This window comes from Polyangiaceae bacterium (assembly GCA_020633205.1).
Classification (GTDB): Bacteria; Myxococcota_A; Polyangia; order Polyangiales; family Polyangiaceae; genus JAHBVY01.
This window is the reverse complement of sequence record JACKEB010000017.1, coordinates 309098-325939: the sequence shown is the minus strand read 5'-3', so window position 1 is coordinate 325939 and position 16842 is coordinate 309098. Positions and strand designations below refer to the sequence as shown.

The following is a 16842-nucleotide window of genomic DNA, read 5'->3' as shown; positions in this document are numbered from 1 at the left end:
CGGCGTGTCCATTCGTCCCCTCATGCCTCGTCCCGCCTCGCTCTCCTGGTTGCTCGCAACGCCCTCCGGCGTCACGCGCGGGCGCGCGAAGCCGCTGACCCACGCACCGCGTTTGGCTCCAGCGGCCGTGCGACTTCCAGACTGGCGCGCGTTGCAGCTGCCGCTCCAGTTCGCGACGCGTGTTCCGCAGATCTTCGTTCACGAAGGCGCTCGCCAATCGTTGGAGCGGCGCATCGAGAACGCGCTAGGGCAGCCCGTTCGTCTCGCAGTGACGGACAACCTCCACCGCATGGTGAGCTGCGGCAAAGAGCGCGGGATCCCGCGGGTGCGGGTCCACATGATGTTCCTCGATGCTCCGGAGCGAGTGCTCGAGGCGCTGGTGCAGTTCGTTGCACACGGGGATCGCGCGTCGTCTCAGGTGATCGGCGACTTCATCGAAGCCAACGGCCATCGCATTCGACCCAAGCGTCCCGTTACGGTCCCGCTGCGTGCCCGGGGTCAGCATCACGATCTACTGCAGATCAAGCAGCGCTTGGACCTTCGCTACTTCGACGGTTCGACTGATGACGTGATGATCACGTGGGCGCGTCGCACCGCGCCTCGCGGCCGCGCGCGCCGCGCGATCAAGCTGGGGACCTACAGTTCGCCTCAGCGCTTGATCCGCATTCACCCCGTCTTGGATAACCGTTGGGTGCCTCGCTACTTCGTGGAGTACATCGTCTTTCACGAGCTGTTGCACCACGTGGTCCCCGCTGAGCGCAGCAACGGTCGGCTGATTCTGCATAGCGAGGAATTTCACCGTCGCGAGCAGGAGTTCCGCCACTATGAGCGGGCGCTCGAGTGGGAGCGCGCTCATATCGACCGGCTGCTGCGCTGGCGTTGATTGATCTCAGAACTCGAGGGCGAGGCCCAGCATCCAGGTGTTGTCGCCGACGTTCATCTTGCCGCCGCCGAAGCCGTCGAGGTTGCTGACGTACCACTCGAGGAAGAAGTAGGAGTTGTTCACTCCTGAGTTCTCGTCCATCTCGATCGCGCTGCGCTCATCGAGAGAGTCCAAGAGCAACATGCCGCCCAGCGCGAACTGCCAACCGTAAGACGTGTCGCGCCCGATAGTGCCGTTGTCGTCTCGCGCTGACTCATCGCCCGAGCGGCTCCACCACAGCGCATAGCCCAGGCCCGCCTTGCCATAAGGCACCAACGGGATGTCCAAGTCCTTGGCCAGCACGTCGACGCGAAGCACACCAACGAGGTACATCGGCATGATCGTCAAGCTCGTCTCTTGCTCCGAGCGTTCGCCGGTGCTGGTCAGAGGCGCCTTCGCGGTGGACTTCGTGTAGCCCCAGCCGATACCGGGCCCGAGGCTGCCGAAGTGAGGAATGCGAAGCAGCTGCCAGTCGAACTCGAGTCCAATGAGGTAGCGACTATCGTCGCCGAAGGTATCGGCATACGGAGTCGCGGCTCCGTTGAACTCATCGTCGACGTTTGGGACGTAACGCCCAAAACGGACTTCCACCGCGCCATACTGCGGAGACTCGAAGTGAACGTCCTCGCGGCCTCCGTAGGCCCCAAGCTCGTCCACGCCTTGGGCGGTGGCAGGGGCGGCCCAAGCCAACGTGCTTGCGGCGAGTGCAATGGGCGACAGTTTGAGCAGAGGGCGCCGAAGATGCTTGGGGTCGAACACGCTATAAGTCCTGATAGGCCTTGGAGAGAAGGTATTTCCGCGGGGTAAACGGCTCACTTCATGCGGCGTCGGCGCCACACCAGCGCGCCCATTGCCACGAGTACGAGGCCGAGCATTCCAGGCGCGCTGGACTGGTTGATCGAACAGTAACCGTTTCCACCCTCGCCGCCTGCTCGACGGTAGACTTCGTAGAAGTCATCGACGGGTTCCGGAGTGGCGCAAGCGAGATCCGAGAGCGTTCCAACGTTTCCGAGGTCGTCGACGGCAGCAACCCCCACGGTGTATTCGGTGCCATTCGCCAGGTCCTTTACGGTCCCCGAGGTAGCGATGCTGTTGGTGGTTTCTCCGCACTTGTACTCGCTTGGAGGGATCTCCCCGGGTACGAGCACGCTCGCTTGGCAGTTGCTGGTGCTTCCAGCGCTTCCACCGCTTCCGGCCGCGGCAGTCGTGCCTGCACTGCCCGCCGTTGAGCTGCTACCGGCAGCGCTCAGTGTGCCGCCGCTGCCTGCTGCTCCACCCGAGCTGCCGCCAGCGCCTCCTGTGCCCGCCGCTCCACTGCCAGCGACTCCGCCGGTCCCTGCGGTTCCCCCGCTGCTGGCACCCGCCATACCCGCGGTTCCGCCCGTTGCCGGGCCCATTGGCTCGAATGATTGGGTAGTTGTGCCGCCCGGCTTGGGTTCACAGAAGAACTGATAGCTTGCGATGTCGCCGTCGTTCAGCGCCGTCCAAGAGACCTTCAGCTGGTCCTCTCCCAACCCCAGGGAAACATCACTCGGTCCGTCGGGACCGGCAAGATCGTAGGCAACGTCCCAGCCGACGTTCGCAGCGGGAACGCTGCTGCTATCCAGGGAGATCGTCAGGGTGACGTCGGTGGTCGCACCGGCTTCGAGATCCGTGCACGCGGTGGCCACTGTGCAGCCCTCTTGCGTCTCGTTTGCCGAGGTGCAGCGCTTCACCAGCTGGCGCTTCGCGAGGATGAGCTCCTTGAATAGGATCTTGAACGTGAAGTTCGCTTCCTTCACCGATTGGGTCGTCTTCAGGAGCGCGCACTGGGTGTCGTCGTTGTAGTTCTCGCTGTTGCAAGTGCCGGCTCGCACCGACAGGGTGTTGCCCACGGTCGCCCCGCTCGCCGACAGCTCGAAGTAGCCATCCGCGTCGCAGTCTGCCTTCGAGATCGTCAGGTTCAGCTTGGCGTCATTCCGCTCGACGCTGGGTGTCCGATCGTATTGAGACGTGGCGACCGCGAACTGTGCCCAGGCGGCGCTGGGCAGGAGCCACAACGCGCCCAGGACCAGCAGGCTCAGCCACAGTCGGCTACGAGGAGCGTGGCGAGAAGACTTGGGTTGAAACGGCGACATCGCTGGGCCTTTTGAGCACAGAGCGTGCCATGGCGCAAACCTGGATCGCGTGCTGTGCGTCTAGCAAGAGGTGGAAGTTGAGCGGCGTTTTAACCGTGCTTTGGTGCCTTGCGGCCGTCTGAACCTGATGATGCGAGCCTTGCTTGCGCCACTTCGGCGCTGGAACCCCGGCGTAGCCGCGCTCCCTGACATTCTGACACGCCGACTGCCGGATGGGAGCGAAGCGCGCCTGCAACCGAAAGTCCGAGCTGTCCCTTCGAGCGACGCGCGGGCGACGTTTGGGGAGGCGGCCCCAGTGACCGCGCTATAAGGAGGAAGATGGCGCTCTCGATTGGCCAAAGCGTGCTCGGCTTCACAGTCTCCAAGCTGGTGAGCGCGTCTGGTGCACCGCTCGCGTTGGGCACGCGTGGCAACGACGTCGGGCTGTTGGTCGAGCTGCCGCAGCGCCTTGCTGGCGCGAAGATCTCGGTGCGCTCCGACGATTGGCTGCGCCGCGCCCGCCACCTGACCTTGGGTTCGCCCTCCCTGATCGCGCCCAATGCGCTGGGCGAAGTCGGCGACTTCGGGGTGGCGGTGTACCCGGTGTCCGGCCGCTTGGTGACGGACGGCCGAGCTCCCGTCTCCGTGGAAGAACTCGCCCGGGCGTTTACGCCGGTGGTTGAGAGCGTTGCCACGCTGCACGACCAAGGTTTGCTACACGGCGTCCTGCGCACGGAGTTTCTGGTGCGCGGGGAAGGTCGCTTCGCCTTGCTCGGTGCCGGGCTCGAGGGCCTAGCGCGGGAACTCGGCGGGCCCCGGCTCGTGCGGGACTTGATGCCGAAGGATTTCACTCCACCGGAGCTGCGCGGGCAGAATCCTCCGATCGCTGCCGAGTGGGGTGATGCGTACGCTCTGGCTGTCATGCTTGCGGAGCTCTTGGCGGGTCGCCAGGCGAGCGGAGAAGAGCCGGTTACCCCGCGGGCGCTTGGCGCGGCAGTGCCAGACGCACTCGAGCAATACCTGTTGCCCAGCGTATCCGCGAGGATATCAGACCGGCCTCGAGACTTGCGTGCGTGGTGGAAGCGCGTGCTCGAGATCTTGGAGACTGAAGTGCCGGTCGCCGCGCCGCCAGCCGCGAATGCGCCCGTTGCAGCAGCGCCGCAAGCGACGAATGCGCCCACAGCCGTGCCGACCGCATCGGCTGCCTTGGTGAGTGAGCAGCCTGCGGCGCCCGAGGCCGTTGCAGACGCAGCGCCGCCGCCGGGCGCTCCGACCATGGATTCGGCTAGGTCTGGCGGAGCTCCCATCGAGTCGCCCCAGAGCGCGCCGGAGGGCTCGCTCCCCGCGGGTTCGTCCGTCGGCGGCTTCACACCGCCGCCGGGCACGGCGTTGCCGGTCTCGCCTCCCTGGGCCGGTGAAGCGCAGCGCTTCGAGCCTCCGCACATTCCGGGCACGTTGCCGCTCCGGCCACCGGTTCCACCGGGACCGGCAGTGCCAGCGCCTGCAGCAGTTCCTCGGGGAATCAACGTCCCGGGAGCAACGCCGGTGCCCTCAGCGACCAAGGTGCCCGCTCCTGCCGAGCTACCCCCGCCGAGCTGGCTCGCTCCAAAGCCCAAAGCGGCGTTCACCCCCGGTGCTTCACAAGCAGCTCCGGCGTCCTCGCGAGGCGACGTCGTGTACGAGGCTGGCGGGTTCACGGCGCCTCCTGGTGTCGCCGAGGGCGAAGTGGTAGCGACGGATCAGGAGCCGGAGCGCCTCGGCCGCCCTGGCATGCCAACCTTCGCCAAGCAAGAGACGCCGGGCATGGTGCCGGCGCCTCCCAAGCACAACTCCCTAGGCTTCAACGTCGCCGCCGGGAAGTACGTACCAAAGCAGATCGAGCCGACCCAGGCCGTGGTCGACGATGCTGCTCAGGTCTCCCCCCTGGCCGCTTCGTGGGAGAAGCCTCCGGAGAGCGCGTCGAGCGTCAAGGAGCCGAGCGCGCCGCCAGCCACGGGGCTGCCCCCGTTGCAGGCCGACTCCCACAGCGCTGAAGAAGTAGCCGGGGGGCCAGAGGCATCGGCGCTGGTCAAGCCGAGCACTGAGCCGGGCGCCCCGGAGCCGAGCAATCGGCCGTCGGTGGTTGGACCGCCGGTGCCTGACAAGTTCCTCGCGGAACCAAAAGGGCAGGAACCGTCCAACGACGGGCGCCGCAAGCTCTTCGTGGGCATCGCGATTACTTCTGCTGCGGTGCTCGTCGTGGCTACGCTGGGCATCATTTTCGCGATTCGTCTCAGCTCGCGGGGGGCGACGGCTGCCGCGCCGAGCGCGACCACGGTGCCAGCCGCACCAGACGCTGGGGTCGCGGCGGCGCCGACTTCTCCAGCCGCACCGACTGCTCCAACTGCGGCGCCCGGCCCCGTGGACGCGGGCTCCGCAGCTCCGCCGAGCTTCGCGAAGGGCGCAAGCAGCGGCGAATTCGGGCTCGCCGGCGCGCGCGACGAGACAGCGTTGCTACCGCTGCCGCGTCATGCGCCGGTGTGGGGCGAGGCGACAGCGCCGGTTACGCTGGTGGTGTTTGGTGATCTTGAGTGCAAGCACACGCGGCGACTTTTTAGCGTCCTCGACACGCTGAAGAGCGACTTTGGAAAGGATCTACGTCTCGCCTGGGTGCACACACCCTTGCACGTGCATCCGGGGGCACTGCACGCAGCGCAGTCTACGGCGGCGTTGACTCGAGAGTATGGCTCAAGCGCTTTTTGGCGCGTGCTCGAAGAGTGGGCGCACTCCCCGGACGCTCCAAACGACGCGAGCTTGGTCCGCTGGGCAGGTGACGCTGGCATCCGTGTGGATCCAGCGAAGCTGACGGGAGACAGCATCGCGGAGAAGCAGGTCGCCGAGGACCGCGCGCTGGGGATCCGCTTTGGCGTTCGCTCGACGCCAACGCTCTACCTGAACGGTGCGCTGATCGAAGGCTTCCATTCTCGCGGTGAGCTTCATCGCGCGATCCAGAGCGAGCTCTCTGCCACGCGTAGCCTGGTGGCAGCGGGCGTCGAGCCAAACGCCCTCTACTCGACTCGGGTGAAAAAGAACCTGATCGACGTGGGTGAGGCGATCCCCCAGCGCGTCTGTCCTGCGTTGCTCGATGCGCCAGTGCTCGGAAAGTCCGATGCGCTGGTGACCATCGTCGAGTTCTCAGATTTCGAGTGCGCGTATTGCGAGAAGGTGCAGCCCACCTTGAAGCAGCTGCGCGCACGCTACGGCGACGATCTGCGATTGGTTTGGAAGCATCTACCGCTCGGCGTCCACGAGCGGGCGCGCCCAGCTGCGACCCTCGCCATCGAGGCGCAAAAGCAGCTGGGGGACGCAGGCTTCTGGAAGGTGCATGACGCTCTCTTCGCAAATCAGGCGGACCTGTCTGACGCCGCGCTGCTCAAGATTGGAACCGACGCTGGCCTACCCGCTACGGTGATGGAAGCCGTGCGCGGTGACACGCGTCGTCCGCGCGTCGAGGCGGACATTCGTGAGGCGGATCGCGTCGGCGCGAAGGGCACGCCCACGTTCTACGTCAACGGCCGCTTGCTCGAGGGCGCGCAACCGTTGGCCAAGTTCGACGAGCTCGTGAGCGCGGAGCTGAAGGTCGCCCGACGTCTGGTCAGCGGCGGTACCCCGCGGCAAGAGGTCTACGACACGGTCTGCGGCCGGCCCTAGTCGCTACCTGGCAGGTGTTCTTCGACAACGGGCAGGCCTAGATCGCTGCCGCGTGCGGTGAGATCACAGTCGCACTTCGACGTGGGTGCGCTTGCGGAGCGTGCGCAGCCAGTGCTCCCGGGCTTTGGCCATCTTCTCCATGTAGACGCGTCCCTGGAGCTGATTGCGCGCCTCTTCGTAGCTGGGGAGTTCGCTCTCCGTGCGCTCCACCAACTTCAGGACCACGAAGGTCCCACCTAGCCGTACCGGATCGGAGACGTCGCCGAGTTCCAGGTTCATGACGGCTGCCCGCAAGTCCTTTGGCAGCTGACTTGGGAGCTGACGGGGTAGCAGGCCTCCCTGGTCCTTCGTCTTCACGTCGACCGAGTACTGCTTCGCCAGTTTGCCGAAGTCGCTCCCTGAACGAGCTTTGCTCGCAATACGCTTCGCTTCTGCACGCGCTTTCGCGATGCCCGCGTCATCGGCACCGGCAGGGATGTTCACCATGACCCATGCCGCGCGGAAAGCGAGCTTCCCACGCTCTTCCATCACGATCGCGCGGTAGCTGCTCTTGAGATCTTCTTCGGTGATGCGAATCCGGCCGGCGATGCGCAAGTTCATCAGCTTCGCTTCGAGCAGCTGGCGCCGGAGCTCGGAACGATACTCCGCTTCGGTCATGCCACTGGAGATCGCCTCGCCGATCAGCTTGTCCACGGAGACCTTGTTCTGCCTCGCAACGCGCACGATCGCGTCGTCAATCTCCTTGGCGGTGATGGTGATCCGCGCTTGATTGGCCGCGCGCCGCTCCAGCTCCTCCTCGACCATACGCTCCAGCACCTCTTTGTAGACCTGTGAGGTGGCGGCGGCGCGTTGGGCGCCGGGGGGAGTCTGCTGGTACACCCGGGTCAACACCGGCTTCGCTCGCTGACGCAGGTCCGAAAGCAGAATCGCCTGCTCTCCGACCACCGCGACGACGCGCTCCACCACCGTCGCGGAGCTCGTCTGCGAGCTGGCAAGCAAGGCCAATCCCACGAGGGCGGCGGCCAGCGAGGTGTTGCGTGGTGCTCGAATGCGCATGGGGATCGCGCATAGCACAACGCTCTGAGCGCGAAAGCGGCTGAAGGCGACCTTGCACAGCTCCTCTCCCCCAAACCCCAGGAAAGCAGCAGAATCGGCCCTTTTTACAGGCGCAATGTCAGCGCCGCATGTGCTCGCGGTCCGCCGTTGTGACGAAGAAACCCCGTGGCCAATGGCGATAGTAGCTGGCGCGGAACACCGGTGTACCGTCCTGATCGTAGTCGTCGGTGAGGCGCCCGACGATGCGCACCAGCGAACCCACGCCGACGCTGTAGCGACCGAGGTCGTCGTCGCCGCTCAGCTTGAGCTGGGCGTGTACCACGGCGTGTTCGCGGTCACTCACGGTGACGCGGCAGGTGTCCTCGTCATCGGCGTCGCATAGGTTGCGGGGCTCCAGGGTGCGCACGCTGAGCTTCACGTAGGCCGTGCCTGCGTCACCCGAGTCGCGTTGCATGACCACGCCAAACAGGCTGATGTTCTTGCCCTGCCACTTCTCCGGGTTGCGCGTCGCCATCACCGGGTCGTACTCGGTGGCCCCTTCGAGGGCGCTCTCCTCCGCGTCCAACGGCGAGTAAGTGCGGCTATGCCCGTACGGCCCTGCGGAAGAGCAAGCGCACAGCACGGAAACGAATGCCATCGAGAGAATGCCCCGCATCATGGGCTTCCCCGTAACATGAAGACGCGCCCTTGTCTTCACGCCGAACCACCGGGTGGCCTTCGCTCCTGCATTTCGCGTGTTTGCCGCGTTGCCTGTGTTTGGCAACGGGTTGCTATTGGCTACGCGTTGCTTATGGCTACGCGTTGCTATTGGCTACGCGTTGGCCGTGTCCCCTGCACGCCGACTTGCCGGCGGCTCGGCGTCCCCACCTTCACGTGACCGGCGCCAGACTCGCACCAGGAGCTCCAGGGTCAAGAGCGCCAGTAGCCCGAACGCGATGTGCGGAGACACGTCGATGCGCGAGGATTGGGTGTTTTCCGGACTCGCCAAGCTTGTCTGCGCCGTCGCCTCCGCCTGGCGGCGGAGTTCGTCTGCCGAGACGCTCACGATGCGGTACGTGGCCTCGCCACTTTGATCCACGCGGTAACGCCCGAGACGATCGGGAGTGACGCGCCTGGTCGCGGGTTGCGACTCTTCGGAGGTCACGAGCTCCGCCTCGAGTTGCCCACCGGGTCCCGTGACCTTGAGTTCCCCGCTGGCGGGAAACAGCCACGCCACGCCAGCGGTCGTGCGCGTCGGGCCACCTAGTCGCTCCGCCTGTTGAAGCAGGTGATCCAACAGAGCCAGGAAGGCGGGGCGCAGGGCGAAGTCGCTTTGCTCTGCGGAAATGGGTAGGCCAATGACGTAGGCTTGGCCGCGACCCACGTTGCGCCGCGCCATGAAGGGGCGACCGTCGGACCAGCGAGCCAGCACCTCCGCGTCCTTTGGCAACGCGCCTTCCAGCACCGCACGCCCCTTGGGCTCTAGCTGATCCAGGCCGCTGCCATCACTGATCAACCAGGCGAGGCTGCTCTCGTCGAGGCCGGCCACCTCCGTGGGCTCCCACCGCACCGCGTCTAGGAACGGATCCAGCTTGGACGCCAGCTGAGCGCGTGCAGCGGCCGGCCCCGCGAAGAGCACCGCAACGCGCCCGCGCTCGAGCCACTTCTTGATCGCGGCACGCGCTTCGGGAGAGAGCCCTGCTGGGTCATCGAGGACCAGCGCTCGCAGACCGTCCAGCTCCTTTGGATCGTCGGGGGCGAGGGCTAGGGGCTGAACCGATACATCTGCGTCGAGCGCCGACAGCGCGTGCTCTACCAGCGTGGGCCCGCCGGTGACCGTACTGCTCCGAGTTGCGTCGCTCAGCACGCCGACACCCATCGCCGCAGCCTTGGGGCTGATTGGGCACGCGTCATTCTCTGGTAAGTCGTCGCTGCCGTCGAGCGCGACCTCCCAGCCAGCGACGTCCGATGGCAGCTCGAGCGTGAGCTCCTGTGAGCCGGCTTGGGACGCCAGCGGCGCTGCCTTCGGCGGCTTGGCGTCGGCAGGCTCCGCGCCGCTCGGGCCGAGCGCGGGCGTAACCGGTCGCAGTGATAGTTGGCGCCCGCTAGTCGCGCTGGCGTCGCTGCACACCACTTGAGCGGTCACGGTGTTTCCCCGCGCAATCGCATCCACGAGGCCGCAGTCCTTCACGGCCTTCTTCAGCGCGTCTAGCGGGGCGACGACCGGGATCTTGCCGTCGGGGATCGGCTCGCCCGCGAGGTCACTCAAGAGCACCACGCGCTTGTCCGTGTGGGGGAGTCGCTCGAGCGCCGAACGCGCGAGTTGGCTCGCGCCAGCCAGGTCCGTGTCGCGATCGGTGGCGTGGAGCTTGCTCAACGTCTCGCGGGCCAGGGACAAGTCGGTTGTCGCTGCGAGCACCAGGCGCGCGGGTGAGCCTGCAGCGACGATTGCTACAGCGTCGCCCTCGCGGGTCGAGTCCAGGAGCTCTTCGGCGCCGAGCAGGGCCTTCTCGATGCGGCGTTCGCCCGTCGGCAGCTTGGCGCGCATACTGCCCGAGTCGTCCACGACGATCGCCAGCGCCACCGAAGCGCCACTGCTCCTATCGAGCGCCAGACGCGAGCAACGCACGAAGGGCGTAGCCCCCAAGAGCGCGAGCAGCAAAATCATTGCCGCGCGGATTAAAAGCAGCGCTCGGTCTTCCAGTCGCGTGCGCTGGCGCGCCACTGGAGGCGACGTGGGGACGAGCTTTGCAGCAGGGAATTCGCGCTCCTCTGCGCGGCCCCGGCGTAGGAGGTGCGCCAGTAGAGGAGCGATGACCAGACCCGCGATCGCCAGCGCGGAGAGCACCAGAAAGCTCATCCGGGTCGACCCTCGGCGGCGCGAATAATCGCCCGTACAACGTCGACCGGGTTCTCGGCGCTGTTACACACCACCAGACGCCCGCGCCGACTGACCAGGCGCGCTCGCCAGGTCTCTTGGAGCTTGCTGAGCGCCGCGAGATAGCCATCGCGCGCGGTTTCAGCATCTGTTTCCACGAGGTATCGAGTCTCCGTCGCGCGCAGCCGTAGTGGGCCGCTGAGGCTGAAGTCAGCTTCCAACGGGTCCAGCACTTGCACGACGATCAGCGTGCGGCGTTGGGCACCAAGGGACGTGAACTGGTCCAGCGCCTCGAGAGGCAAGTCGAGCAAGTCGCTGAAGAGTATGACCACTGCACCGCGGCGAGTATGGCGCGCCACCGAAGCGATCACCCGCTCGAGCTCGGCGGTGTCGAGCGGCCCCGGTGCGCTCGGAGCTGCTTGCTCCAAGCTGCCAACGATGCGCTCGAAAGCCTCGCGTCCACCCATGGCAGGCAAGGAGCGCACGCCGTCGCCGCCAAGCCACTCGACGGCGACTGGGTCGCCAGCGCCGATTGCGATGCGCGCGAGAGCCGCCGCGAGCAGCGAAGCGAACGCCAACTTCGCGCCCTTCCCACGCTCACTCTTGAACGACATGGAGGCGCTGGCGTCGACGATCAAGCGCAAGACACGGTCGGTCTCCGTCTCGAACTCCTTGATCATCAGGCGCCCGTGGCGCATCAAGGCACGGTGATCGAGCCAACGCAGGTCGTCGCCTGGCGTGTATTCGCGGTGCCCACCGAACTCGATGCCCGCGCCCTTGCGCGGGCTGCGATGCAGGCCCGCGTACACGCCGTCCGCCACGGTGCGCGCGGTCAACCGCAGCGGTGAGAGCTCTCCCCAGTCGAGCCCCTTGGCGAGGTTCAGCTCAGGCATCAGCTCGTTCCTAGGCTCACGGCGACGCCAGCGGCGATTCCGACCAGCGCAGCGATGATCGCCACCAGCAGCCAGACCTTGCTGCTGCCTTGTTCTGCTTGCGCCGGTCGAGCGTCTAGCGTCACGGCGACCATATCCACTTCCGTGCGGCCCAACCCGTCGGGCAGCTTCATGTCGTGCTGGGTGTCCGTCAGCGAGAGGTCATCGCTGCTCGGAGGTGCGATGCTGTGGATGTCTTCAGGGCTCTCCAGCGCCTGCTGAAGAGCCTCCCTCAGGTGGCGCGCCGACGGGTAGCGAGCGGCTGGCTCCTTCGCCATCGCGTGCAGCACCACGGACTCGATGGCGGGCGGGATTTTGCGATCCGGCGCGTGGCTAGAAGGCGGCACCGGCTCCTCCGTGAGGTGAGCGGTCATGATCCCAATAGGCGTGTTGCCCCTGAACGGCAGCTTGCCGCTGATCAGCTCATACAGCAGCACGCCTGCGGAGTAGATGTCGCTGCGCGCGTCGACCTCGTCCCCGCGAGCTTGCTCTGGTGCCATGTACTCGGGAGTTCCGAACACCATGTTCTGTTCGGTGAGCGCCGTCATTGAGACGCTCGATGAGCCATGAATCAGCTTCGCCATCCCGAAATCGAGCACACGGACGCGTCCGCTATCGAAGGCCTCGGACTCGCTGTCCACGCCTTCCAAAATGACGTTCCCTGGCTTGAGGTCGCGATGCACCACGCCGGAGCCGTGAGCTACCTCGAGCGCGGTACATATTTCTGTGAGGATTTTTACTGCGTCGTGAACGCGTAACCTCACCCCCTGCATCAGGACATCTAGCGCCGTGCCACTGACGAGCTCCAGAGCCATGTAGAGCTGGCCGTCCGCCTCGCCAAAATCCAGTAGGCGCACCAAGTGTTCGCCCTCGAGGCGGCTCAGGATGCGCGCCTCGCGCGCGAAGCGCTTGCTGATCTGGTAGTTCTTCACCAGGTGCCGGTGCAGCACCTTCAGCGCTACCCGCTGTCCGACTCTTGGCCCGGGGAGCGTTTCCCCAGGGAGTTTTACTGGGCTGGTCTCTGCGCCCGCTTCGCTCTCCTCGACGCACTCTGCGACGTAAACGGCGCCACTCGCGCCCGCGCCGAGGACCTCTTCGATGCGGTAGCAGCCGAGGCGGCTGCCCCGGCGAAGCGTGGAGTTGGGCTCGTTCACGGCGCGGCTCCAGCGTCGGAGCTGGTGCTCGCCGAAGGGGCGGGGAGTGCGCGGGTGTCCTCTGCCGGTCCACACGCGGAGATCAACTTCGGGCTCAGCTCGATGGGATCGAGCCGCGCGAGGGGGTCGTTCTCGAGCCAGGCCTTGCAGGCTGCGGTGGCGAGGCCAACGGCGCCCAGCGCCGCGTACGCCTCGAGCAGCTGACGCTGAATCGTCGCGACCTGGGGGCGGCTGAGTTTCCCCATGGCAAGGAAGGTTCCGCCGCGGCGGATGGCGTCCACATAGCGACCACCGCGGACGTCGCCTAGTAGAGAAGGTAGCTCCGACTCGACTTGCAGCTGAGCGTCTCGCGACTGACCTTCGGCTTCACCCAGGCGCGCTTCCGCCGCCACGGCGGCGTACTCACGGCCTTCCTTCGTGAGGGCGAGATCCGTGAGCGGGACGAGCACTACATCGCCGCGCAAGAGCTTGCGTCCACCGAGACCGTTGTAGTGGTCGAGCACCCAGGCTTTGTTGCGGTCGCCCGTGAACTCGTAGGCGACCTTGACGATGTCGTCGCCGTCTTTGATCACGACTCGCAAGTTGAATGGCACGATGATCTCGGAGCCGTCCTTTGGCGCGAGCCATGGCGAGGTGTCGTTCGCCGCCGAGAACACCACATCGCGATACTTGGCGCCGAGCAGGTCCTCCGCGAGGGCTGGCCAGGTGTCGCCAGCGACCACCCGGCGATGACCGATGGCCGGCACCTCGAGGCGCATGCCGGGGACGATGCGCGTCCCGCCTTCCAGATCCAGCCCGTTCGCCGCGACCAAGATCTTCTCGTGCTGGATGCGGCCGTACATGCGCTCAGCGACGCTGGCCAGGGTGTCCGTCGGGCGCACCAAGTACGTGAAAGCGGAAGCCGGCTCGGTGAGGAACACGCTGAGCAAGCCCACGGCGAGCGCACCGAACCACTTGCGTCGCGCCGGCTTGGGCGAAACTTGAGCTGTTTGGCGCTCCCGCGTCACGGCCGAGTTCTAGACTCTTTTCGCGCCGGCGGCAGTGAACTTTGCGTCGTTGAGTCGATCGGAACGCGCTTCAGTAGGTCCTCGAGCTCTCGCGCGTTGGCTGGACGCTCTGCTGCACGTTTTTTCAGGCAACGCATCACGGCCGAGTCCAGCTCCTCAGGGATGTGGAGGTCGGGGTAGCGCTCCCGCATGGGTACCGGAATCGCGCGCTGGTGCAGTTCGAGCAACTCTCGTCGGGTGCGCGCCTGAATCGGGATGTCCCCGGTGAGCGCCTCGTACATCAGCACCCCGAACGCATAGAGGTCGGAGCGTGGCTCGACCGGCGCGCCGATGCACTGCTCCGGGGACATGTACTCGGGGGTGCCGAGGGTGTAGCCCTCTTCGGTCAGCGCCTCAGCGCTAGCTAGCTTGCTCATCCCGAAGTCGAGCACCTTCACTCGACCGTCGTCGCAGATGAAGATGTTGCCGGGCTTCAAATCCCGGTGAACGACCCCGAGACGATGCGCAGCGTAGAGCCCGCGGCAGACCTGGATGAACCAGGGGACCGCGGCGTCGGGAGTCACCCGCCCGCTCTTCCGCAGGAGCTCTGCGAGACTTTTTCCGCGCAGCAATTCCATCACGACGTAGATGGATCCGTCTGGCATCTGATCCAGGTCGATGGTGCGGATCACGTTCGCGTGCTCGATGGAAACCTGCACCTGCGCTTCGCGGCGCAAGCGGGCGATCTCGGCGGCGTCCAGAGCGGCGGCGCCGCGCAGCACCTTGATGGCGACCTGAGAGCCGAGCGCGATGTGCTCGGCCGCATACACCGCGCCGATGCCGCCCGAGCCGATCTTGCGCAGGATGCGGTACTTGCCGCCGAGCACCGAACCCATGAGACCACCGCCAGTCGGCGCGTGAGTCATGCCGCGCAGTTCGAGGCCACGCTCGAGCGCTGCGATGCGGTTCTTTTCGAACGTGCGTGAGACGCGTTCACGTCGCACCCGGTCCATCAACCCGCCGATAACGGCTCCCAAGCCTCCGCCAACCACGGCACCAATCGTGGTCGCGATCCAGCTGCCGCTGAAGGCCACGGAGCCTCCGCTCGCGATGGCGCCAGCGACCGCCGTCATCGGCAAGCGCGTGGCGGCGCTCGGAGACTCCCAGCGCAGGTGGTAGGTGCAGGTCGCGTCGCCGTCAGCCAGGCAAGAGGTCGAACTCACGATGGCGTCCGGTAGGCCCCACAGGCGTGGAACGGCGGCGAGCTCAGCCTGGCGTGCGATGCACAACAGACGGTCGTTCTGTGGCGACTCTGCCTCCGGGCGTGGTGAGTACACGACCTCAGCCTTGCCGGCGCCCGTCTCGTTCAACGCGTAGGTACCGACGCGCGTCGTCTCCGCGGCGTGGGCGGTGAGGTAGCGGTAGGCGTCGATGGGGTGCGAGGAGACACGCAGCAAGTTGACGTAGGTGCCGAGGGTCTCCGGGTGGGTCATCCACTCGCCTCGGTTCCGTACGGCATCATCCCCCAACGCCGTGCTCAATGCGCGCAGTGCGCGGCGCGCCGCAGCGACGCTGATCCACTCGGTTTCGTCGTCGAGCACCATGGGTGAGAGCCCAACGGTAGACAGCAGTGCCCGAGCCGTCTTCTCACCGCGTTGGTCGCGCAGGCGCAGGAGATACGGCTTGAGGATCGCCGCGCGCAGCTCTTCCTTGCCTCCCCCCGTGTAGGGGATGCTCTGCGTGCGATGCCGCGAAGAGCTGGGCGAGTTGCTGCTCATCAGCGCATCAGCATACAAGGCCGAAGGCTCAGGCACAGCCTATCGCTGAATAGCGGCTAATGAATCGCCTCGAGTTGCACCCACAGCGGCAGATCGCAGCCACGGGGCGGCCTCGGATCGCACTCATTTGCGGCGCCTGCTGCGGCGCCTGCTGCCGTCCCTGGCTCGCCCCGGGGGGCCGCTGGGACTGGCTCGCCAGCTTCGCTCAGCCGCTCGGTTTCGTCCGGATCGGGGGGAGAGGAGCCCTGGTCGCCGCTTCCGGACGTCCGAATTGCTCCGCGCTCGCTCCCTGCGCCGTCATCTGCTGCGTCGGCACTCGCTGCGCTGCTGTCACCTGTCGAGCTGCTGTCACCAGTCGAGCTGCTGTCACCAGTCGAGCTGCTGTCACCTGTTGTGCCGTCACGCATCTCGAAGGAGCCCAGTCGGGCGAGCGCGCGATCAACACACGCTTCAAGCGTTTCCGTGGGGCATGCATCGTAGTCGCCCACACTGCTGACCCTCGAGGGATCTTGCACCGCCCACTGAGTTTCGAATGGAGATTCGCCGCGCTCTCTGCGCAGGTCTGCTGCGCCTACGCTCAGCTCTCGTACCCAGTGGGTCGCGTCGCCGCACTCGCCAGCTAGATCGATGCGGACGAGCTTCTCGACTGCGGTTCGCCAAACGCCACTCTGCGCCCAACGCGCGCTGACGCGGTTCACCACATCCATGCTGGCGTCTCGGCGTCCCGCCCCAAGGTGATCTGCGAAGGCACCGAAGTCACGCCAAAGGTCCCTGCTGCTCGTCCACTCTTGGGTTGCCGCCTCGACGCTGGGAACGAACACATACGCCGCTTGGTCGAGGTGACCGAAGCAGCGCTGGAGTGGGCGCCATCCGGCTTCGGTCAGCTGGACAGTGACAATGCCGCGTCCCTCGAGCAACGCGATTTCGAGTTCAGCGCTCAGCTGTGCTGACTGGTGAAGCGCAGGCAACCTTGCGCTTTCAGGGGTTTCGAAAGGAAGCGACGGCTCCGGTTCGGGAGCCGGACGCGGTCCCGGACAGCTCGCCGACACGAAGCTCGATGCGACGCAAAGGGGGGCACCGCGCCAGAGTTGCCGAAACGTCCGCCGTTGCAGGCCCGCTAGTCGACCGCCTGCAGCCAACCGACCGTCTGCTGCCCAACCGTCACATCCCCAGCGCATCCGTCCAAGAGTACGCAACGATTCGACTCACCCAGTCTTAGAAACAGCGCGGGCATCAAGCAGCGCCCACCTGCGCCAAACCGCAAGCACAGCCGCAAGGACCCGGCCACCCGAAGCGCGCGTTACCACTTGAAAAAAGGTGGTCGTACCAAGGCTAGAGAACCGCAGACTGCTGTCACCACGGGATCGAGGC

General features: G+C 66.0%; 12 protein-coding genes. 2 read left to right on the top strand and 10 right to left on the bottom strand.

Annotated features, from left to right (window positions below):
- Window positions 1-94: 94 nt before the first annotated feature.
- A complete protein-coding gene (locus tag H6718_27770) occupies window positions 95-883 on the top strand; it encodes a hypothetical protein (GenBank protein ID MCB9589244.1) in 789 nt (262 codons plus the stop codon).
- A gap of 6 nt (window positions 884-889) precedes the next feature.
- Here H6718_27770 and H6718_27765 read toward each other — a convergent pair whose 3' ends face one another.
- Window positions 890-1681 carry a hypothetical protein gene (locus H6718_27765; GenBank protein ID MCB9589243.1) on the bottom strand — a complete coding sequence of 264 codons (792 nt, stop codon included), beginning with the start codon at window positions 1679-1681 and terminating at the stop codon, window positions 890-892.
- 53 nt (window positions 1682-1734) lie between these two features.
- On the bottom strand, window positions 1735-3039 hold the full coding sequence (locus tag H6718_27760) for a hypothetical protein (GenBank protein MCB9589242.1): 1305 nt from the start codon (window positions 3037-3039) through the stop codon (window positions 1735-1737).
- Between the two features lie 318 nt (window positions 3040-3357).
- Here H6718_27760 and H6718_27755 point away from each other — a divergent pair, with 318 nt between their 5' ends.
- The gene (locus H6718_27755; GenBank protein ID MCB9589241.1) at window positions 3358-6708 is read left to right on the top strand and encodes a thioredoxin domain-containing protein; all 3351 of its coding nucleotides are present in this window, start codon (window positions 3358-3360) and stop codon (window positions 6706-6708) included.
- Between the two features lie 63 nt (window positions 6709-6771).
- Here the strand turns inward: H6718_27755 and H6718_27750 are convergent, their stop codons facing one another.
- The 8 genes from H6718_27750 to H6718_27715 all read right to left on the bottom strand — a co-directional run bounded on the left by H6718_27750 (window position 6772) and on the right by H6718_27715 (window position 16439).
- A complete protein-coding gene (locus tag H6718_27750; GenBank protein ID MCB9589240.1) occupies window positions 6772-7764 on the bottom strand; it encodes a peptidylprolyl isomerase in 993 nt (330 codons plus the stop codon).
- A 118-nt stretch (window positions 7765-7882) separates the two neighbouring features.
- On the bottom strand, window positions 7883-8422 hold the full coding sequence (locus tag H6718_27745; GenBank protein ID MCB9589239.1) for a hypothetical protein: 540 nt from the start codon (window positions 8420-8422) through the stop codon (window positions 7883-7885).
- A 153-nt stretch (window positions 8423-8575) separates the two neighbouring features.
- Window positions 8576-10603, bottom strand: a complete 2028-nt coding sequence (locus H6718_27740; GenBank protein ID MCB9589238.1) for a VWA domain-containing protein — start codon at window positions 10601-10603, stop codon at window positions 8576-8578.
- Entirely contained in the window at window positions 10600-11514 is a 915-nt protein-coding gene (locus H6718_27735; GenBank protein MCB9589237.1) for a DUF58 domain-containing protein, read from the bottom strand. Before H6718_27735 ends, H6718_27740 begins: the two co-directional genes overlap by 4 nt.
- Window positions 11514-12707 (bottom strand): serine/threonine protein kinase, encoded by a 1194-nt coding sequence (locus tag H6718_27730; protein MCB9589236.1) that lies wholly within the window; start codon window positions 12705-12707, stop codon window positions 11514-11516. The genes H6718_27735 and H6718_27730 overlap by 1 nt, the downstream gene beginning before the upstream one ends.
- A complete protein-coding gene (locus tag H6718_27725) occupies window positions 12704-13714 on the bottom strand; it encodes a LysM peptidoglycan-binding domain-containing protein (GenBank protein ID MCB9589235.1) in 1011 nt (336 codons plus the stop codon). The genes H6718_27730 and H6718_27725 overlap by 4 nt, the downstream gene beginning before the upstream one ends.
- The gene (locus tag H6718_27720; GenBank protein ID MCB9589234.1) at window positions 13711-15471 is read right to left on the bottom strand and encodes a serine/threonine protein kinase; all 1761 of its coding nucleotides are present in this window, start codon (window positions 15469-15471) and stop codon (window positions 13711-13713) included. The genes H6718_27725 and H6718_27720 overlap by 4 nt, the downstream gene beginning before the upstream one ends.
- Window positions 15472-15527: 56 nt before the next feature.
- Entirely contained in the window at window positions 15528-16439 is a 912-nt protein-coding gene (locus H6718_27715) for a hypothetical protein (protein ID MCB9589233.1), read from the bottom strand.
- Between the last annotated feature and the right edge of the window lie 403 nt (window positions 16440-16842).